The organism is Fodinibius salsisoli (genome assembly GCF_026229185.1).
GTDB lineage: Bacteria > Bacteroidota > Rhodothermia > Balneolales > Balneolaceae > Fodinibius > Fodinibius salsisoli.
The window spans coordinates 98,437-117,977 of sequence record NZ_JAGGJA010000011.1; the positions used below are offsets into that span (position 1 = coordinate 98,437).

19 protein-coding genes and 1 pseudogene are annotated in these 19,541 nt (G+C 42.4%); 15 read left to right on the top strand and 5 right to left on the bottom strand.

From position 1 onward, the window contains the following. The first annotated feature begins 36 nt into the window (after positions 1-36). A complete protein-coding gene (locus tag J6I44_RS15450; protein ID WP_265767058.1) occupies positions 37-732 on the top strand; it encodes a type 1 glutamine amidotransferase in 696 nt (231 codons plus the stop codon). 6 nt (positions 733-738) lie between these two features. Here the strand turns inward: J6I44_RS15450 and J6I44_RS15455 are convergent, their stop codons facing one another. Continuing rightward, complete coding sequence (locus J6I44_RS15455; RefSeq protein ID WP_434084235.1) at positions 739-1,845, bottom strand: lactonase family protein; 1,107 nt, start codon at positions 1,843-1,845, stop codon at positions 739-741. A gap of 176 nt (positions 1,846-2,021) precedes the next feature. Here J6I44_RS15455 and J6I44_RS15460 point away from each other — a divergent pair, with 176 nt between their 5' ends. Next, positions 2,022-3,494, top strand: coding sequence for a phytoene desaturase family protein (locus J6I44_RS15460; RefSeq protein ID WP_265767060.1), 1,473 nt, complete (start codon positions 2,022-2,024; stop codon positions 3,492-3,494). Between the two features lie 166 nt (positions 3,495-3,660). On the opposite strand, the gene J6I44_RS15465 is transcribed toward J6I44_RS15460, so the two are convergent. Together J6I44_RS15465 and J6I44_RS15470 are read right to left on the bottom strand one after the other, a co-directional pair. Next, entirely contained in the window at positions 3,661-4,158 is a 498-nt protein-coding gene (locus J6I44_RS15465; protein WP_265767061.1) for a metallophosphoesterase family protein, read from the bottom strand. 205 nt (positions 4,159-4,363) lie between these two features. Further along, positions 4,364-4,738, bottom strand: coding sequence for a hypothetical protein (locus J6I44_RS15470; RefSeq protein WP_265767062.1), 375 nt, complete (start codon positions 4,736-4,738; stop codon positions 4,364-4,366). A 158-nt stretch (positions 4,739-4,896) separates the two neighbouring features. Here J6I44_RS15470 and J6I44_RS15475 point away from each other — a divergent pair, with 158 nt between their 5' ends. The 13 genes and pseudogenes from J6I44_RS15475 to J6I44_RS15535 all read left to right on the top strand — a co-directional run bounded on the left by J6I44_RS15475 (position 4,897) and on the right by J6I44_RS15535 (position 16,965). Continuing rightward, positions 4,897-5,913, top strand: coding sequence for a glycosyltransferase family 2 protein (locus J6I44_RS15475; RefSeq protein WP_265767063.1), 1,017 nt, complete (start codon positions 4,897-4,899; stop codon positions 5,911-5,913). A gap of 11 nt (positions 5,914-5,924) precedes the next feature. Beyond that, positions 5,925-6,533 carry a hypothetical protein gene (locus tag J6I44_RS15480; RefSeq protein WP_265767064.1) on the top strand — a complete coding sequence of 203 codons (609 nt, stop codon included), beginning with the start codon at positions 5,925-5,927 and terminating at the stop codon, positions 6,531-6,533. A gap of 187 nt (positions 6,534-6,720) precedes the next feature. Beyond that, a complete protein-coding gene (locus tag J6I44_RS15485; protein ID WP_265767065.1) occupies positions 6,721-7,560 on the top strand; it encodes a universal stress protein in 840 nt (279 codons plus the stop codon). 80 nt (positions 7,561-7,640) lie between these two features. Beyond that, positions 7,641-8,531, top strand: a complete 891-nt coding sequence (locus J6I44_RS15490) for a DUF1684 domain-containing protein (RefSeq protein ID WP_265767066.1) — start codon at positions 7,641-7,643, stop codon at positions 8,529-8,531. A gap of 284 nt (positions 8,532-8,815) precedes the next feature. Further along, positions 8,816-8,956, top strand: a pseudogene (locus J6I44_RS21015) (tetratricopeptide repeat protein); the annotation flags it as partial. A gap of 138 nt (positions 8,957-9,094) precedes the next feature. Next, positions 9,095-10,990 (top strand): ABC-F family ATP-binding cassette domain-containing protein, encoded by a 1,896-nt coding sequence (locus tag J6I44_RS15500; protein WP_265767068.1) that lies wholly within the window; start codon positions 9,095-9,097, stop codon positions 10,988-10,990. 510 nt (positions 10,991-11,500) lie between these two features. Continuing rightward, positions 11,501-11,887 carry a DoxX family protein gene (locus J6I44_RS15505; RefSeq protein ID WP_350356714.1) on the top strand — a complete coding sequence of 129 codons (387 nt, stop codon included), beginning with the start codon at positions 11,501-11,503 and terminating at the stop codon, positions 11,885-11,887. Positions 11,888-11,892: 5 nt separating this feature from the next. Then, positions 11,893-12,264 carry an iron chaperone gene (locus J6I44_RS15510; RefSeq protein WP_265767070.1) on the top strand — a complete coding sequence of 124 codons (372 nt, stop codon included), beginning with the start codon at positions 11,893-11,895 and terminating at the stop codon, positions 12,262-12,264. Beyond that, entirely contained in the window at positions 12,257-12,841 is a 585-nt protein-coding gene (locus tag J6I44_RS15515; RefSeq protein WP_265767071.1) for a YdeI/OmpD-associated family protein, read from the top strand. Before J6I44_RS15510 ends, J6I44_RS15515 begins: the two co-directional genes overlap by 8 nt. Positions 12,842-12,985: 144 nt before the next feature. Beyond that, positions 12,986-13,345, top strand: coding sequence for a YciI family protein (locus J6I44_RS15520; RefSeq protein ID WP_265767072.1), 360 nt, complete (start codon positions 12,986-12,988; stop codon positions 13,343-13,345). 28 nt (positions 13,346-13,373) lie between these two features. After that, complete coding sequence (locus tag J6I44_RS15525) at positions 13,374-14,612, top strand: RNA polymerase sigma factor (RefSeq protein WP_265767073.1); 1,239 nt, start codon at positions 13,374-13,376, stop codon at positions 14,610-14,612. A gap of 413 nt (positions 14,613-15,025) precedes the next feature. After that, positions 15,026-15,397: a BlaI/MecI/CopY family transcriptional regulator gene (locus tag J6I44_RS15530; RefSeq protein WP_265767074.1), complete on the top strand. Its 372-nt coding sequence runs from the start codon at positions 15,026-15,028 to the stop codon at positions 15,395-15,397. After that, the gene (locus tag J6I44_RS15535; protein WP_265767075.1) at positions 15,394-16,965 is read left to right on the top strand and encodes a M56 family metallopeptidase; all 1,572 of its coding nucleotides are present in this window, start codon (positions 15,394-15,396) and stop codon (positions 16,963-16,965) included. Before J6I44_RS15530 ends, J6I44_RS15535 begins: the two co-directional genes overlap by 4 nt. 50 nt (positions 16,966-17,015) lie before the next feature. On the opposite strand, the gene J6I44_RS15540 is transcribed toward J6I44_RS15535, so the two are convergent. Both J6I44_RS15540 and J6I44_RS15545 read right to left on the bottom strand, forming a co-directional pair. Continuing rightward, entirely contained in the window at positions 17,016-17,597 is a 582-nt protein-coding gene (locus J6I44_RS15540; RefSeq protein ID WP_265767076.1) for a hypothetical protein, read from the bottom strand. Then, the gene (locus J6I44_RS15545) at positions 17,581-19,278 is read right to left on the bottom strand and encodes a PKD domain-containing protein (RefSeq protein ID WP_265767077.1); all 1,698 of its coding nucleotides are present in this window, start codon (positions 19,276-19,278) and stop codon (positions 17,581-17,583) included. Before J6I44_RS15545 ends, J6I44_RS15540 begins: the two co-directional genes overlap by 17 nt. Positions 19,279-19,541 lie beyond the last annotated feature (263 nt).

Consider the following 19,541-nt stretch of genomic DNA (forward strand, 5'->3'; position numbering starts at 1 on the left):
CGAATTCATTTTAAGCATAAAAGATAAAAAGTCGTTTTGAACATCCACTACTTGCAGCATGTTCCTTTCGAAGGGCCCGGATATATTAAAGAATGGACTGATAATACAGACCATCAGCTGACGGGCGCGCATCTGTATAAAGAGGAGAAACTCCCCTCTCCTGATGAACTTGACGCCCTGATTGTGATGGGCGGCCCCATGGGCGTTGGCGATGAGGGGTCCTATCCTTGGTTAAGTCCGGAGAAAGAGCTCATTAAGCGCTGCATCCAGGAAAAGAAGAAAGTGTTGGGCATTTGCTTGGGCGCCCAGCTCATAGCCGATGTACTTGGAGCTGGGGTTACCGCTATGTCTCAAAAGGAAATTGGGTGGTTTCCCCTGCATTGGAGCAAGGAATCGGGTGAGCATCCTCTACTGGATTTCCTCCCCGCCCGGCAAACGGTCTTGCACTGGCATGGTGATATGTTTGACATTCCGGCTGGAGCTCTGCCACTGGCTTCCAGTGATTGCTGCCCTAACCAGGGATTTGTAATCGATAATCAGGTTCTGGGGTTACAGTTTCACCTGGAAATGACACCCGAAGGCTTAAGTAAGCTGATCTCCCATTCTGAGGATAAATTATCAACAGAAGGAGATTATGTCCAGGATCCTGAGACGATGCTAAACAGCAGCAGCTTTAAAACAAATAACAAAACGATGGCTAAAATGTTAGATCAGTTCTTAGCTGCTGACTAAAGCAATTTATTTGACCGGCATCATCTTCAGGCACACCGGCATTGACACCTCCAGTTCCCTACCTGTATCTGTAAGCATTCCGGTTTCCTGGTTTCGTTTAAATACTACGATATTATCTGTATTACGATTGGCTACAAGCAGATAGCGTCCGGTGGGATCAATCATGAAATTACGCGGATGTACTCCGCCCGAGGCATGTTGTCCTACCCTAGAAAGCTCTCCATTATCCTGATCAATTGCATAAATAACAATGTTGTTGAGATCCTCTCGGTTAGAGGCATAAAGAAACTCACCGTCAGGAGAAACGTGGATATCAGCACCGGAAATGGCCCCGTCATATCCTTCCGGGAGTGTTGAAATATTCTGAATTTGATTCAGAGCTCCATCTTCATACTTAAAAGCATCAACGGTGCCGTTAAGCTCATTGACCAGGTAGGCATACTCTCCATTGGGATGGAAAGTTAGGTGCCTTGGCCCGGCGCCGGGTGTAGTTTCAAATGTTGAGGAGGCCGTAGAATCCAGCACAACCTCACCTTCTTCAAAGGCATAACCAGTGACCGTATCAGTCCCCAAGTCAGCAACAAAAAGTCGTTTGTTGTCCGGAGAAACATAGGTGCAATGGACATGCGAACTATTCTGCCGGCTTTCATTAACGCTGCTACCAGAATGTTGAATAATATTTTTAGCCTCAGCCAGCGAACCATCGTTTTGTACCGGCAGCATGGCGAGCGATCCGCCGGAATAATTGCCCGCAAATACGGCTTTACCTGTGGCATCCACCGAAACATAACAAGGGCCGGCCCCGCCGCTTGATTGCCTGTTTAAAAAAGTGAGCGAGCCATTGTCTTTATCAAAAGAAAATGCACTGACACCGGCTTTTTCTGCTCCCCCTTCACTGACAGCATATACATATTCCTGGTTGGGTGATATAGCTAAATAAGAGGGATTACTATGGCCCGTTGCTTCACTTACATACTCAGTCTCTCCAGTCTCAGCATCAAACTTATACACGTAAATTCCTTCACTTGACTCTGCGGTATATGTTCCCACAAAAAGATAAAATTCGGAATTGTCAGAATCACCAGGTTCATCAGCGCACGAAGGCAATATCATTGTCGCACTTAAAATTATAAGACAGCAAGATAGAAATTGGCTCATTTCACTTTGGTATATTAAAAAATTGAAATTCTTTGTTTAACAATCAGAGTATTCCTATATAACAGAAGAATTCATGAAAAAACAACCATAACTAACTTTTAATTAGCAGCTGTACAGAATCTGAACATTATATGAAGGTTATTACGATTGGTGGCGGGCTGGGCGGTCTTTCTGCTGCTTGTTTATTAGCTTCTGAGGGACACGAAGTTACCGTTCTGGAAAAAAACTCGTCCGTAGGTGGGAAAATTGGAGAAGTATCAGCCCAGGGCTACCGTTTTGATACCGGGCCATCTCTGCTGACCATGCCTTTTATCCTTAAAGATCTGTTTGATCGATGCGGAGTAGCATTATCTGATTATCTTACCCTGGATACCCTCGATCCAATATGTAACTATTTTTATAGGAATGGCACTGAATTTAACTGCCACAAAAGCTCCTGTGTCAATGTTGCCCAAATCCAGAAGTTTGCCCCTGATGATGTACAAGCTTATAAAGAGTTTATTGCCTATTCGGCAAAGCTTTATGAACGAACTAAAGATGCTTTTCTCTACAATCCTCTCTATGAACTTTCGGATGTGGGTTCTGTAAAGTGGCGTAACCTACTCCATATTGACGCCTTTCAAACCGTTGCCGAAAGAGTTGACAAATGTTTTCAATCAATAGAGTTACAGCAGTTTTTTAAGCGGTTTACTACTTATAACGGTTCCTCCCCCTATCAGGCCCCAGCTACCATGAACGTGATTCCCCATGTAGAAATCACTATGGGAGGCTATTATATTCGCGGCGGAATGTATCGGCTTATTGAAGCTTTGGTGCAACTAGCTAAAGACCTTGGCGTACAGTTAATAACCAACTGCTTTGTTAAAAATATTAAAACTGAGAACCAACAAGTTACCGGTGTTGAAGACCAAGATCATCAATGCTATCCGGCTGATGTTATTGTCTCCAATGCGGATGCTTATGAGACCTATCTGAATATTACTCATTCGACAGATATCTCAATCCAGAAAAAGAAACAGTTAGAACAGGTAGAGCCTTCTTGTTCGGGCTTTGTGTTACTATTGGGTATTGATACCAAATATCCAGCACTCTCTCATCACAATATATTCTTTACAGGTGATTATGAGCGTGAGTTTCAGCAAATTTTCCAAGAAAAAAGAATGCCTGAAGATCCCACTATCTATATTGCCAATACCTCTTATACCGATCCTCAAGATGCTCCTGAAGGCGGATCCAACCTTTTTGTACTGATCAATGCCCCTTATCTTACGCCCGGTGACAACTGGCAAGAACAGAAGCATCAGTATAAGTCATTTGTGGTTAATGAACTAGAAAAGCGTGGTCTTGATGGATTAGGTAGCCATATCCAATATAGTAACATAATAACTCCTGAAGATTTTCAGACTAAATACCGAAGCAACCGAGGCAGTATCTACGGAACTTCGTCTAACAATAAACTGTCTGCCTTTCTGCGCCCCCGCAATAAATCGCGTTCTTTAGAAGGATTATATTTGGTAGGTGGCAGCACCCATCCCGGCGGAGGCATTCCACTGGTAACGCTCTCAGCCTTCCATGCTGTGGAACTGATCAATCGATATGAGTAACCAAATAGAAACAGCGATGAACGGACCTTGGCTGCGCTCAAACCTCTCATAACTTTCGCAACCTGACCGAAGTTGTAGAACTACTGATAAACCTTGGTGGAGCCTGTTTTTACAAGCACCTTCAATACGTAAGGTTATAGGAAAGAGTAATAATCAGATAGAAATATCACTTTTCACCAAGATTAATAACTTCCATATTCTGAAATTGCCCCTCATCAATTTCAAATCGTACACAAGTTCGGTATACCTGAAGACCATACCGCCCTGCTGCACCGGGATTTATAAATAACATCTTGTCCTTTTCCTGATCTCGGCCAATCTTAAGGATGTGGGAATGGCCACAGATAAAAACATCTGGCGGATTTTTTTCCATTTCTTCGCGAATGGGAATGCAGTAACGCCCCAGAGTCCCCCCGATATGCGTCATCCAAATATCAATACCCTCTCGATTAATTCGCTGGTGGAGCGGATATTCCTGGCGAATATCCGTTCCATCAATATTGCCATAGACCCCTAAAACAGGTGCCAATTCACGAAGCTGATCTGCTATTTCAAGACTGCCAAAGTCACCGGCGTGCCAAATCTCATCCCGATCGGCAAAATAATCGGCTATCTGAGGATCGAGATAGTTATGTGTATCAGAAATTAAACCAACTTTAATCATGAGCTCATCTGTGGACCCTGTTATTTTGAACTTCAAATTTTCGAAGGTGCAAAATTTTGATCTCTTTAAGTTATATCAATAAATATGAGCAGACAAAATAATTTCTATGTCCAATAAAATTAATCCTCGGCTTTAATAAAAGAAATTTCAATAAATAAGTGATTTAACTCCCCGGCTGCTCTGCCTTATTTCTCATTTCTGCTAATTATGAACATCCCCGGTCGCTGATATAAATGGCAACCATAGTACCAACTTTTGATGTTTCGTCCCCATCTTCCGGATATTTATATTCCCTGATAATGATCGCATTACCACCCACAGCAGCAGTCTCTTTCTTGGCTGCATTTATACTGCTTGTATTATCCATTTCGAAGGCTGTTTCAGTGTTAATTAAAGCAATACGCTCAAAATCACAGGGCACATCTTCCGGCTCCAGATAGAGTTCCACCTGCTGAGGAGATGTGGGCCTATATTTATACTTCGTATTTAACTTGGTTACACTTGTACTAACACAAGAAGACAAAATTAAGGACGAAAGAATGGTGGTAATAATATATCGCGTATCGACGTGATTTTTCATAATGATGATTGTTTTTACTCAAGCCAAAAGGTTCGTGTGGAAATTATAATAGCTTATTCAAGCATGGAGCAACATCACATATTGATGTTAAAAGGAAATTCCGGTTGGCTTTTTGTATACTAATAGCTTTTGTCAATTGATTGTTAACAGCACTACTTATGCCTTCTTTTAGTATTATCATTGTTTCCTGGAATGCATTGCATCATCTCAAAAAATATTTACCCAGTGTCATTGCCACAGACTATCCAAACTTTGAAATCATTTTAGCTGATAATGCCTCAACAGATGGGTCTAAAGCGTGGGTCCGTGAGCATTATCCCAAAGTTAAAATTGCCGCCCTTGAAAAAAACTATGGCTACTGTGGGGGGAACAATAAAGCCGTTCCCTATGCCGACGGTGATATTCTCCTTTTTCTTAATAATGATGTCCGGGTTGAGCCTGATTGGCTGCATGGACTAGCCCGCTGCTTTGAAGATCCTGGTATAGGAGCAGCCCAGCCAAAGTTTCGATCCGATGAAGAACCCGAATATTTTGAGTATGCCGGAGCGGCCGGTGGTTTTCTGGATAAATATGGCTATCCTTTTTGCAGGGGACGTATTTTTGATACGGTTGAGAAAGATTATGGACAGTATGATAATGCCCGGGATGTCCTTTGGGCCAGTGGCGCTGCTCTTGCTATCCGCAAAGAGCTTTTTATAGAACAAAAAGGCTTTGATGAAGCATTTGAATTCCATATGGAGGAAATTGACCTCTGCTGGCGTTTGTGGAATGCTGGCTACCGGGTTCGTTATTGTCCCGATAGCATTATCTACCATCTGGGCGGCGGTTCACTGCCAATGGATTCTCCCCGAAAGGTTTATTACAATTATCGCAATAACCTGAAGATGATTTGGAAAAACTGTAGTGCCGGGAGTTTGGTCCGGCGATTTTGGATTCGTTATGGCTTAGATATCATCGCAACCCTTCGGTCACTTAGCACCGGAAACTGGAAAGAAGCCCAAGCTATTATCCGGGCTCACTACCACTTTTGGCAATCTTTTCCGTCTGTTCACCGCCAGCGGCAAGAGCTTCAACAGCGTCGAACTGTAGCAGATGACCCTGTCACTATCATGCCGGTAAATATCATTAAAGAATACTTTTTGAAGAGTAACAAGATGTTCCGGGAATTACCATAACACTAAAGCAGATGGATACTCCAAAGCTCAAAAATAGCGCTGTTGACCTGTTGAAAAAATGGTGGTGCTCCCTTTTCATCCTGCCGTTTATAGCCTTTTCTATTCATCAAATATACCTAGCGCTAAATTATAATATTTTTTTTGCCGTTAACTATGACTATCCATTTCCACTGGGGGTCATTCATCTATTTATAGATAACTTTCTGCTCATAGTCCATGAAGCGGGTCACACATTCTTTTCAATACTCGGAGTGCGTTTTATCACCATCTTAGGAGGTTCCCTTTTCCAAATACTGCTTCCACTGATGATTCTATCCTACTTCTGGGTCAATCACCAAAAAATAGGAATACAGCTTTCCCTCTGTCTGGTAGGATACAGCTGGTTGGATGTTGCATGTTACGCAGCGGATGGAAGTGCCCGTCAATTACCACTTATCGGTGGACTTGGTGCTAAATCCCATGACTGGTATAATTTGTTACATCAAGTAAATGCTTTGGAACATGATATTACGTTCGGAGTAATATTCAGTGTTTTGGGCATTCTCTGTTATACTGCGGCCCTCAGTTATCCTCTGTTCTTTAAGCGCTATAAAACCATATCGTTAGACCTGAACCTTTGAGCAACTGAGCTTTAGCCAGTTGCTATTTTTCACATTGTTGATCAGGTAGTTTAATCTTCCAGCCCAGCGTATAGTATTTCGTTTTACCCCATTAATTCCGTTATCTTTTACGTTTTTAGTCTGCTATCTTTTAGTAACTTAATCTGAAGAAATATTTTCAACGTATTTACAATCCATCTGCGGAGCTATGAAAGAAGTCAAAACAATTTTATTTCCAACTGATTTTACTGAAGATGCCGCGCAGGCCTATACCTACGCCCTGAAAGTAGCTGCACAAACAGGGGCCGACCTACATCTTTTGCATGCTATTGAAGAACCTTTTGACTTTGCAACTCGTGTGGAAGAAACCGTGGATGCCATCAAGGAGGAAGCGGAAGAACATTTCGAGCAGCTGATTTCTGAAGCACAACAGGATGAAGCCTATGATAATGTGCAAATTGAATATCATATTGTCCGCGGTAAACCTTATGGAGTGATTAATCAAAAGGCCGAAGAATTTGGAGCCGACTTATTAATTATGGGTACCAAAGGCGAATCAAGCATCAAGCGTATTCTTTATGGCAATGTAACCTCTGATGTTATCCTGGATGCCAAAATTCCGATTATGACGGTGCCTATCAACAGTAAAAAGCCCTACCTTGACCGGTTTTTATTTGCCACGGATTTTCGATCCAAGGATATGGAAGCTTTGGAATCTACAGTAATGCTTGCACGGGCTTTCGGTGCCGAAGTGCATGTACTCCATGTTTCCGAAGAAAAAACGATGGACGTTGACATCCGGTTTCGAGGGTTTAAAGACCTGATGAAAGAGCAAATAGGTTATGACAAGATGTTCTTCCATCACCTGGAGGCCGAACGATTTTCAAAGGGGGTATCTGATTTCCTGGATGAACATCCTATTTCACTGATGGTGCTCATTCGTTATAAGAAGGTTTTCCTGCGCACTTTGTTGTGGGCCAATAATACCCAGGAGCTGACCTATCACACGCATGTTCCCATGCTGGTTTATGTTCCCGAAGCACTCTAACCTTACATTAAGTTTCTGCTTTTCTATATTAATTACTTATGCCTTTTACCCTTCTGTTTTCAAGAACAAGAACGCTAATCTTGCTGTCAAGTCTCCTCATCTTTTCATGTGGAATAAATGAAGACCAAATTTCTGAAAAAAAACACCAGCAGCAGATTAACCAATGGCATGAGGAGCGCATTGCCGATCTGGAAGAAAAAGATAGCTGGCTCAGCCTGGCTGGGTTACATAAACTGGAGGACGGGACAAATACCCTTGGTTCAGATTCCTCCAATACCATCATTTTTCCTCCCGTAGCTGCCCCGGATATAGGAACAATCACTGTCTCGGACAGCTCCTTTGTATTCACCGTTGAACCCGGGGTAACGGTCACGAAAAATGGACTTAAAGTTTCTTCTCCTCAAGAACTGCAGACCGATGCCAAAGGCACAGCAACCATTCTAAAACAGGGGCGATTCCTGTGGCACCTTATAGAAAGACGGAATGCTACATATGTCCGTATTAAAGATATCAATCATCCCAACTTCGATTCCTTTACTGGCATTGAACGCTTCCCGGTCTCCCGGCATTGGCGTATAAAGGCTACCTACCATCCTTTTGATACTCCTAAAGCTATAACCATACCGGATGTGTTGGGTGAAGGATTACAGGATTCTCTTTATGGTGAACTTCGCTTTACATTAAATGGACAGGACTATACCCTCTCCCCACTTGGCAATCCTGAAGCGGAGGCAGAATTCTTTATCATCTTTGGTGACCAAACAAATGGCGAATCAACCTATTCCGGCGGTCGATATCTGTATGCTAATACCCCGGCCAATGATAATATAACCTATATAGATTTTAACAAGGCCTACAATCCACCCTGTGTATTTACCTCTTTTGCCACCTGTCCTCTGCCCCCCGCTCAGAACCGACTGGATATCAACATAGAAGCCGGAGAGAAGATGTATCAAGCTACCACTAAATAGGTTTTCTGTCTTTAAATAGACATTGATATAGCACAAATATGCTATTTATCCTCCAGGTATATCTATTCTTATTGAGGTAACTAAGTAAATAAGAGTAGACTATTATGAAGAACCAACCAAAACATTACTTGCAGGCATTCATAGTCGTTATCATAGCTATAATATTTTCCGCCTGTTCACACGGACAACTTCTTATTGAGGGTGAACGTGGAGCAGCAGCGATAGAAGTTCATCAGAATGAACGCCACCATGATAATGAATATTACAGAGAGCGTGCTCCACGCATACCTCCCGGACATATGCCGCCTCCGGGAAGCTGCCGTATCTGGTATCCCAATACGCCACCAGGCCATCAACCTCCGCCGGGTGACTGCTACCAGCTCTCCCAACGGGTTCCTCCAGAAGCCTGGCTAATCCGTGGTTAATATTCCCCATAACATTATTCTAATCATTAAGTGGTCTGTCCAAAAGACAGACCACTTTTTATTTCTAAAAGTACCCAGTGTTCATTATTTTCATGGCTTGCGCTTGTTCATACAGCTATAGATCTACACACATCCACTATGACCTATCTTTCAACAGAAAATCTCTCAAAGAACTACGGTATAAAAGTACTTTTCGAGGGACTTTCTTTCGGCATTTCAGAAGGCAATAAAACGGCTCTCATTGCCGAAAATGGCACCGGAAAATCTACGCTTCTGCAAATTTTAGCAGGTAAAGAAGAGCCGGATGAAGGAAAAGTAATGGTCCAGAATGGCGTCAACATCGGCTTTCTGGAGCAAGAGCCCGATCTGGATGAAAACCTGACCATCCGCGAGTATATAGCGCAGGATGATAATGAGGTGGTACAAATTATTCGCCGATACCACCAGGCGCTGCAGGCTCAAGCCGAAGATTTTAACCAACAGACTCAGGAAGCTTTTGAGAAGGCATCGAACGCTATGGATGTAGCCGGAGCCTGGGATTATGAACAGCGGATGGAGCAAATATTGGGCAAGCTAAGTATTCATGATCTAGACCAATCCATCTCCACCCTTTCCGGTGGCCAACGAAAGCGGGTAGCCCTGGCTTTTGTACTTTTGGACAATCCCGATCTGCTCATCCTTGACGAGCCCACCAACCACCTTGATATTGAAATGATCGAGTGGCTGGAAGAGTATCTCACAACCTCGAGCATGACGCTGCTGATGGTAACACACGATCGCTATTTTTTGGACCGTATTTGCGACCATATCCTCGAGCTCGATGGTGGTACCCTTTACCATCACGAGGGCAACTACGAATACTTTCTGCAGAAGCGGGCCGAACGCCGAGAAGTTGAACGCAAAGCCGCCTATAAAGCCAACCAGCTTTTTAAAAAAGAGCTGGAATGGATGCGCCGCTCGCCTAAGGCACGAACGACCAAATCTAAATCACGTATTGACCGGTTTTATGAAACCAAAGAAAAAGCAGATCCTGGTCAGGATGATCCTGAATTAAAACTCAGCATCGATATGCCTCGGCTGGGCGGTAAAATTCTGGAACTAAAAAATGTTACCAAAAGCTTTGATGACCAATCCATTGTAGACAGCTTTTACTATACGTTTGAGGCAGGTGAGCGTATTGGCATTATCGGCAAAAATGGAGCTGGTAAGAGTACCTTCCTGGATATGATTACCGGCAAACAGTCCGCCGACTCCGGCAAAATAAGGATCGGTAAAACCATCACCTTTGGTCATTATGAGCAGCAAGGCCTGGAGTTCAATGATGACGAACGCGTCATTGATATCATAGAAAAGGAGGCCAAAGTTATTAAGCTGGCCAATGGAAAAAAAATATCTGCTTCCCGTTTTCTCGAGCACTTCATGTTTACCTCTGAGATGCAATATACCTACGTAAGAAAACTGAGTGGTGGTGAAAAGCGTAGGTTAGCCCTAATGAAGGTGCTTATCGAAAATCCCAATTTCCTGATCCTCGACGAACCGACTAACGACCTGGATCTGCTGACTCTTAATAAGCTGGAAGAATTCCTGCTCGACTTTGGAGGCTGCCTGATTATTGTTTCTCACGACCGCTTTTTTATGGATAAGTTGGTGGATCATTACTTTGTCTTTGAAGATGATGGTAAAATCCGTGACTTCAACGGCACCTATGAAGAATACCGAAGTCAAAAATTGGAAGAAGATCTCCAATCAACTAAGAAGACAAAAAAACAAACTGAAAAAAAACAAGAGACGCCCACTGAGTCTACCTCCTCTTCTGAGAATGAAAAACTCAATTATAATGAGCGTCGGGAGTACAATAAACTGGAAAATAAAATTGCCCGGCTGGAAGAACAGAAGGAACAGCTTGAGGCTGAGATCAGCGGCGGTGGCTTAGAGCGCGAAGAGCTACAAGAGAAGTCAGAACGCTATAGCAAACTTTCCGAAGAAATAGAAGAACATACTACTCGCTGGTTTGAGCTTGCCGAACGGGCATAAAACATTTATTCTATAATTAATTTGGGTCAAATACTGATCCACTTTCTAGAAAATTGCCATATCTTTTATGCAACAGTAAAAAACAGCTGGATTTATTATCCTGCTCTATTCCCTCCTACTCCTCTGTTTGGGTCTGCTTTTTTATAGGGAGTTCTATGTTATATATAACATCACATTTTACGTCCTTCCTGTACTAATACAAAAATAGATTATATCATTACCAAGGATACACTTTATGAAAAGTAATCTATATCATAAGTTATCTTCATAATAAAAAAATAAGGGATTTCATAATGTCACCGGCACAGCAAGCTTGAGCTTAGTTCTAATTGATCAAATACCAGCCCGAAAAACAGTAAACTATATACGCTAAACAGCCTATTAATAACTGATCAACATTAATTTTAAAGTAATTAAAATTTGTTTGTCCAATTTCTGCAGTTTCAATCATTATATAGGTGAAAGGCGAATCCTAAAATCAAATAAAGACGAAAAGTGAAAGAATTTATTATTAGAAACAGAAATAAAATCATCTATTGGATTGCTACCGTCTGGCTTGCATTGGGAATGGTAGCAGGGGGCGTACAACAGTTGCTGCAAATAGGAGGCTATGTTGAAATTGTCAGTCAATTGGGGTATCCGCTATATTTATTATCCATACTTGGATTTTGGAAACTTCTGGGAGTTATAGCCGTACTGGTTCCAAAATTCCCCCTGCTGAAAGAGTGGGCCTATGCAGGCTTTTTCTTTGCTATGTCGGGAGCGGCAGCATCGCATATTATCGGAGGTACTTCTCTAAGTGAGGCTGTTCCCTCATTGGTGCTTCTGATTTTAACGCTGACATCCTGGTATTTCAGACCTGCAAACAGAAAAATCATTCCTGTTAACCAAAAATAGCCATTATGTCTAAACCCAAAGACGTTGATTCTTATATAGCAAATTCACCCTCTAAAGCCCATTCAATACTCGAAGAACTCCGGGAAATAATAAAATCGACTGTTCCGGAAGCAGAAGAAGGCATAAGCTATAACGTGCCGTTCTATAAATTTCACGGTGTTCATGTTGGATTTTCCGCCTTCAAAAATCACGCTACTTTCGGCATAGGAGCAGACGTACTTCGAAGCAAAAATCGCAAAATACTTGAAGAGAAAGGTTATAAAACCGGAAAGGAAACTATACAAATTAAGTATGGCCAAGAAGTACCGACTACAACGATAGAGCAACTTCTAAGAGCAAAAGTAAATAAAGCCAAGAAAACGACAAAAGATGAATAGCATGAACCCCAAGGTCGATGAATATGTAAGAGAAGCTGATCAATGGCAGCAAGAAATAGAGCAGTTGAGAATGGTCTGCCTCGAAGCCGACCTAACCGAAATGTTGAAGTGGGGCAAACCCTGCTACTCCTTTCAGGAAAGTAACATAGTGATCATACAGCCCTTTAAAGAATCTTGTGTCCTTATGTTCTTTAAAGGGATTTTGTTAGAGGATCCCCACGATGTACTGGAAAAGCCCGGAAAGAATTCGAGGATAGCACGCCGGATTCCATTTACCAGTGTTCAGGAAATTATTGATCATGAATCCATCCTTAAATCCTATATCAAGGAAGCCATTGAAGCAGAAAAGGCGGGATTAGAGGTAGATGTAGAAGAAAAAAAAGAACCTGTTCCGGAGGAACTGCAAAATAAGTTTGATGAGAACCCTGATTTTAAAACTGCTTTTGATGCCTTGACGCCAGGACGGCAACGAGGATATATACTCCACTTTTCCGATGCAAAACAATCCAAAACACGACAGCGAAGGATTAAAAAATATATTCCGAAGATTCTAGATGGAAAGGGACTGAGGGAATGAAATTCTCATTGAGAACGCTCAATGGGGTTAAATTCCCGCTTATGTCAAAATGTTCAGGAGTGCAACTCCTTGACAGCTGGTTATTTCCACAGTCTCAATCATTATAAGGATATAAGGCAAACACTCACATCAAATAAAAAGAATATGAAAGAATTCATGTTATTATTTCGGCAACCAAGTTATGATTATAGCGATGTTTCAAAAGAAGAAATGGCAGAACTTTCGAAGAAATGGAATGACTGGTGGAAAGGCATCGAGAAACAGGGAAAATTAGCCCGTCGAGGACCCCTCCTTTCTATGGAGGGCAAAGTGCTAAAACCCGGAGGGGTAGTCACCGATGGTCCGTTTGTTGAGATCAAAGAAAAGCTGGGTAGCTTTATTGTTGTGAAGGCCGAAGATTTGGAAGAGGCTACCACATTAGCGCACGGCTGTCCGGCACTGGATCAGGGCGGGAGTGTTGAAATCCGTCCCTTTGGAAACCCATGGACAGGGACGAAAGCATAGTAGGATAACATAACGGCTGTACCTTTCCATGCAACACGAACAACAAACTATAAAACGGCTATTCCACCAGGAATTTTCAAAAATGGTGGCGGTTATCAGTAAGCGATATGGGTTGTCTAATATTCAGCTTGCTGAAGATGTGGTAAGTGAAACTTTTCTTCAGGCAGCAGAATCGTGGGGACTTGAAGGGCAGCCGGAAAACCCTACGGCCTGGCTCTATGTAGTGGCCAAGCGAAAAGCGTTGCACCATTTCCGCCGGGAAAAAATATTTGATAATAAAGTATCTCCGGAACTGAGGTTACGACGGCAAGAAGATGATGGAGTCGCAGAACCGGATTTATCGTTGCAAAATATCAAAGACAGCCAGTTGCAAATGCTCTTTGCCATCTGTCATCCCGCCATTGCCAGCGAAGCCCAGATAGGATTGGCCCTGCGTACCCTTTGTGGTTTTGGTATCGATGAAATTTCGGAGGCTTTTTTATCCAATAAAAGTACCGTTAACAAAAGATTGTACCGGGCAAGAAAAAAACTTCGGACTGAAAATATCAGGATGGAACTGCCACCTGAGGATGAAATTCCCGCCCGCCTCGACAATGTCCTGCGTATTATTTACCTGCTGTTTAATGAAGGGTATTACTCGAACACACAAAATAAAATTTTGCAGAAGGACCTTTGCCTCGAGGCCATGCGGCTGGGACTTTTGCTGACCGAATATGCAAAAACCAATGAACCAAAAACAAATGCGCTGGTGGCCCTCATGTGCTTTCATGCTTCCCGATTTGAGGCTCGTGAATCCGCTGAGAGTTCTATCATACTATATGACCAGCAAAACTCAGAATTATGGGATGCAGCGTTAATTAAGCAGGGTATGCGGTTTTTGGATCGGTCGGCCCAAGGTAACGAAATAAGCACATATCACTTGGAGGCACGTATCGCATACTGGCATTGCATCGAAGAAGACACCCCAGAAAAGTGGGAGGAGATTCTTCAGCTCTATAATCAACTCTTGGATATCAACTATTCTTCGAGTGCTGCACTTAACAGAGTTTATGCGCTTTACAAAGTGGAGGGAGCAAAAATTGCCATTAAAGAGGCTGAGGAATTGAGCCTGCAGGACAATCATTTCTATTTTGTTCTCTTGGGTGAGTTCTACCAAACCACCAATCCGGATAAAGCAAAAAATCATTTCCAAAAGGCTTGGTCCTTAGCTAAGTCTCCGTCGGAAAAGCAACTCATTCAAGAAAAAATTAACAAAATTAGTTTGTAACCCCTGTAATGAATAGCTCTATTACGATTATTTCAGAGATCATGGACTGAAGTGTCAGACCTTTTACCCCTACCCCTGACCCAGAGTGTTAGACTGTTTGACCTGAGGCGTCAGAAACTCTGAGTAAAGCACAAACACATCGGATGAGTAACAAGAGCTCTTATTCGATACTGAACTAAATCACTCATCCGATGAGTGATTCCAGCCTATTTACCATTTGAGATTCCTCCTCACATTCTCCTCGGAGTGACAGAGCAGGTTCCCTCTATTAATTTTTCCGCCAAGAAGTGTAAAGCCAATGATAGCTTAATATGATGCTCCTTTTAGTATTCAAGCCTTTCTAATCATAAAAATTTGCATTTTCAAATTTTATTTCTACATTTGTAGAAACAGTTCTAATAATGTAGAATAACATGAAGCTATCAAAATCCGAAGAGCAGTTAATGCAGTATATCTGGGAGCTTGGAAAGGCCTTTCTGAGTGACCTGCTCGAAAAATATCCTAAGCCCAAACCAGCCAGCAGTACCGTAGCAACGCTGCTGAAACGTATGAAAGATAAAGGATATATAGACTATGAGCAGATGGGGCGTTCACGCAGATATTATCCCCTGGTGGAGAAATCAGACTACTTTTCTCAACATCTAAACAACCTGATCAAGAAATACTTCAATGATTCTCCGTCCACCTTTGCTTCTTTCTTTACAAAAGAGACCAATCTTTCTGATGAAGAATTGGAAGAACTCCAGGAAATTATCAACCAAGAGCTTAAAAAGAGAGACCAATGATTACCTATCTCCTCTATTCGACTGTTTGTATGGGACTGATACTCCTGTTCTACCATGCCGTTCTGGCAAAGGAAAAGATGTATCAGATCAACCGCTGGTACCTGCTCTTTGGCCTGGCTTTTTCTTTAATAGTCCCATTTTTGCCCATAGGCATGGCTGACTCTTATTTAAATCTCGACCGTGGCCCAGAACTCCCAATTGTTTCTGAGTATACAATAGGAACTGACATGCAAACCAAAACAGAAAAGCCTGTATCTACTACAGCTGAGAGTGGAGAACAGCCACCCCTTGGCATTGCATGGATTTCACCATTGCTTGTCCTTCTTTACGGTGTAGTTTCCCTTTTCCTGTTTGTCCGAATGGCCTGGCACTTTTGTCGCATGCAGCTGCGATCCATGAAAAATCCGGCCGTATTTTTTCAAGGCCATAAAGTTGTTTTGCTGGATGAAGAGATTGCCCCTCATACTTTCTGGTCGACGATATTTGTCAATAAGCAGCAGTATGAAAATGGTCAGATCAGCAATGAGATACTTATTCACGAACTAACCCATGCCCGGCAGTATCATACACTGGATATTCTTATTCTCGAATTTTTGAAAACCATCTTTTGGTTCAACCCGGTTCTCTACCTTTACAAAACGACTATCCAGCTCAACCACGAGTTTATAGCAGACGAGAATGTCCTATCAAAAGGTACAGACATTACGCAATACCAGGCCTTACTGCTTAGCATGCGGAAAGCGCAAACCGTTAACACTTTAAGCACCAGTTTACATTTTAAAATCACAAAAAAGAGGTTCCAGATGATGACTCAACACAATTCACCCTATCGTACTTTTTTGAAGACAGCAACCATCCTTCCATTGTTCCTGGTTCTTGGTATGCTTTTTGGCTGTGAGCCGGCCAGCATGGAGGAAGATCACTCAGATCAGGCACAGGTAATCACCCTGGAATTAATAGACGACGAAACCATTAAGCTTAATGGAGAAAAGGTTTCTCCTACTGATTTTAAATCCCGGTTTGCCAAAGCCGTACCTGAGCCGAAAAATTCCATTCTCAATTTTAAGGTTCACCCGGACACCCCATTTGGTTTGGTAACTGATATCCAGAAAATAATGCGCGAGCACGGAGCTCTGAGAATTAATTACTCGACGACACAACTAAGTGAATCTCAGTCAGAGGAAACTTGGAGGACAAAGTTAGATAACAGAAATATCTTGGACATACTTATTAATAATCAGGGAAATATTTTAATTAATGAAGAACCCGCATCACTTTCTTCAATTAAAAAATTAGCCAGGGATTTTATAACCAACAACGGTGAAAAAGAGCATTTATCGGAGAATCCCAGAGAAGCTATTATTGCCATTGAAACTGATAAAAGAACACCTCATGACACCTATACCAATGCCTTAGATAAAATAATGGCAGTATATGATGAGTTAAGGAACCAGGCATCACTTCAGAAATTTGGTAAGCCATTCCAGTTGCTGGAAGAAGGAAGCAAAGAGCGAAAGCAGGTTGAAACCAGGTATCCCAAGAGAATCAGTATAAAAGATCCATCTTAGCAATAATCTCTTAGTAGAACCTGAATTTTTTATGGTCGTTGTATCAAATTTCAGGGAGCTATCGGTATACCTTCTCCCAACGCTATCTTTCCGGGTATTTTAATCTCTTTACTTTCCTTTTTAGTTATCTCAAGGCCTTCGCAATGTATGGCTCCCGATATTTTCAATGTGCCGGTTCTGAGTTGCCTGATCCTGGCGTCCTGAATTTTTAGAATGCCTCCTTTTACCAAAATTTCCAAGTCAACGTCAACATTAATTCTGCCAATCGATTTGTTATTCACTTCTACATCAAGATATGGTTTGTGCTTCGAAGAAACCGTATGCTCTTTGAGTTCGATTAGAAAAACTTCCTCGGGATCGTACTTTTCTCTGTTTACATATTTATTGAGTATGCCCGCCTTATTCCAGGCCCGGATCAAAATATCCGGAATCGTTACGCTGAGCAGATCTCCGGCCTTGGTCTTGATGTCTTCGGATAAACCGGACCAGGATATCATAGACGATTTTTCAGTCAAGCTTTGCCTCATTGAGCGAAGCCCTTCGCCATCCAGCGACCGTTTTAAATTTTCAGTAAATCCTCCGTCTTCTTTATCATTGAAGACTTGGTACAAACTATTAGGTTGATTCATCATAATCCCTCTGCTCTTGTATGATCAAATTTCCCGTATTTTTAATTGATTGCGCCCCAATATCTTTTACTGGTTTCAGCCTCAATTCAGATTTAATCTCAAGTCCACCATGGGAAGAGACCTCCTGTTGTCCCAAGTCAATATGTGGCTTGACCGTTGTAGATATACTGCCAGGTGACCTGGGCTTATTTTCCTTTTTGGGAATACGACCTCTTACCAGAAAATAGCTCCCCGCTCCCAGGATTACGAGTGCACCTGCGATAAGAATCCAATAGGGAAATCCCTCAATATTTATAGGCACAATAGTGCTTTGGAATGTCTCGCCCGGCGACAACCGAGCTTCCACAAATACATCATAGGAACCCTTCTGATCGTAAGTATAAGTCGCTTCGGATTTAGGCGTCCACCCCGACTCCTCGCCATCGCCAAAATGAAAATTGTACTCTGCATCAACGCCTGCGGGTATCCCTGCTGCAGTAAAGTGGATAGCAGTGCCCGTCTTGGCTTCGGATGGGTCAGGCTCAAGACTGAGATTAAAACCGGGGTGAACCGTTATTGAATAGGGATTACTGGAAAAACTCCTCCCTTCAATCGAAGTCAAAAGATTAATCTCATGCTCTCCTTCCTGCCGAAAGACATAATCAAATGTAGGTTGAGGACGGCTAAATACTGAATCACCAACTACAAAATTATAGGTTGCGTTATCGACAGCAGGATTAATGGAACCGGTGAATTCAACGCTCTCTCCTTGCCGGATAACATTTTTATCTGCATTCAGCCTGACTTCAATGACACTTACTGTTAATGCATTGCTCCTGGCAACAATTTCTCCATTCGGATTTCGTGCAGTCGCATATACCCGGTAACGTCCGGGGTCCGGATAACTGTGCTCGGTTTGTTGTGCAGCATCAACATAAGTAGCTGTATTATTCCCAAAATTGACTTCATAGGTTAATTCCTGCCCTGAGGGTTCAAGGAGTTGGGCCGTAAATAAGATTGGATTTCCGGCTCCTACCATGGACTCACTGGCATCCAGGCTTAAATTAGGGGTTCCAAGATCGGGTTCTCCAACATTGATGGTTATAGTATCTCTTCCCAAGAATTTATTACCTACGTAGGCATTAAGCTGAACCGTATAAGTTCCAGCCTGGGGATAACTGTATTCAACAGCAGGACCATTAAAATTTCCGGCATTATCATCCCCATAATAGATAACCAGATTAACGGTTTCATTGGACGCTCTACCAGTAAACTGAATCGTTTCATTCACCTCAGCGTCTGTTTTATCGGCTCTCAGGGAAACTTCAACTTCCGGAAGATTGATTACTTCAACCGTTACCGGGTTGCTTCTAATTGGGTTAAAATTGGGAGTCGGTTTTACTTCCACAAAAGCCTCATACTGACCCGCATTGTTATATACATAGCTAAGTCGAGGACTGTCTCCCCATCCGGTTTCCTCTCCATTCCCCAGATGAAAATTATAAGTGGCGCCATCGTATTCAGGCCTGAGATAAGCTATAAGATTAGTACTATCTCCAGTTATTGTAGGAGTGCTGATTACGTACAGCTCTACAGTGGGTGTTTCTGGCTCTTGAGCAACTGCGTTGTATGAATTAAGCGGCCCCATGCCTATGAAAAGCAGGCATACCCCAACTTTTAGCAATCTGAAACTATGTTGTAACATCCGGCTCATACCATATTGCTCTCCCTTCTTCTAATTCCCCAATATTTACTGTTACCATTGCATAACCGGCGATTTCAATCTCTCCCACGGCAACATTTTTTCCTAAAGGAATGATAGTTATTAGGATCAACTTGCACAAGTAATTTAAAAACTTAAGCCGTTGGTATAACTCAGCTATAAACCAAATAGATTAACAGCTTATTAGCTCCACCTGTTACCTCAATGAAAAAAAGACCTGCCGGTTTTAGCCCACAGGTCTTTTC

Bases quoted from the DNA above. Each gene is read 5' to 3' on its own strand.
- J6I44_RS15455 (WP_434084235.1), bottom strand. From the start codon at position 1,845: ATGATATTGCCTTCGTGCGCTGATGAACCTGGTGATTCTGACAATTCC.
- J6I44_RS15460 (WP_265767060.1), top strand. From the start codon at position 2,022: ATGAAGGTTATTACGATTGGTGGCGGGCTGGGCGGTCTTTCTGCTGCT.
- J6I44_RS15465 (WP_265767061.1), bottom strand. From the start codon at position 4,158: ATGATTAAAGTTGGTTTAATTTCTGATACACATAACTATCTCGATCCT.
- J6I44_RS15470 (WP_265767062.1), bottom strand. From the start codon at position 4,738: ATGAAAAATCACGTCGATACGCGATATATTATTACCACCATTCTTTCG.
- J6I44_RS15475 (WP_265767063.1), top strand. From the start codon at position 4,897: ATGCCTTCTTTTAGTATTATCATTGTTTCCTGGAATGCATTGCATCAT.
- J6I44_RS15480 (WP_265767064.1), top strand. From the start codon at position 5,925: ATGGATACTCCAAAGCTCAAAAATAGCGCTGTTGACCTGTTGAAAAAA.
- J6I44_RS15485 (WP_265767065.1), top strand. From the start codon at position 6,721: ATGAAAGAAGTCAAAACAATTTTATTTCCAACTGATTTTACTGAAGAT.
- J6I44_RS15500 (WP_265767068.1), top strand. From the start codon at position 9,095: ATGACCTATCTTTCAACAGAAAATCTCTCAAAGAACTACGGTATAAAA.
- J6I44_RS15510 (WP_265767070.1), top strand. From the start codon at position 11,893: ATGTCTAAACCCAAAGACGTTGATTCTTATATAGCAAATTCACCCTCT.
- J6I44_RS15515 (WP_265767071.1), top strand. From the start codon at position 12,257: ATGAATAGCATGAACCCCAAGGTCGATGAATATGTAAGAGAAGCTGAT.
- J6I44_RS15520 (WP_265767072.1), top strand. From the start codon at position 12,986: ATGAAAGAATTCATGTTATTATTTCGGCAACCAAGTTATGATTATAGC.
- J6I44_RS15525 (WP_265767073.1), top strand. From the start codon at position 13,374: ATGCAACACGAACAACAAACTATAAAACGGCTATTCCACCAGGAATTT.
- J6I44_RS15530 (WP_265767074.1), top strand. From the start codon at position 15,026: ATGAAGCTATCAAAATCCGAAGAGCAGTTAATGCAGTATATCTGGGAG.
- J6I44_RS15535 (WP_265767075.1), top strand. From the start codon at position 15,394: ATGATTACCTATCTCCTCTATTCGACTGTTTGTATGGGACTGATACTC.
- J6I44_RS15540 (WP_265767076.1), bottom strand. From the start codon at position 17,597: ATGATGAATCAACCTAATAGTTTGTACCAAGTCTTCAATGATAAAGAA.
- J6I44_RS15545 (WP_265767077.1), bottom strand. From the start codon at position 19,278: ATGTTACAACATAGTTTCAGATTGCTAAAAGTTGGGGTATGCCTGCTT.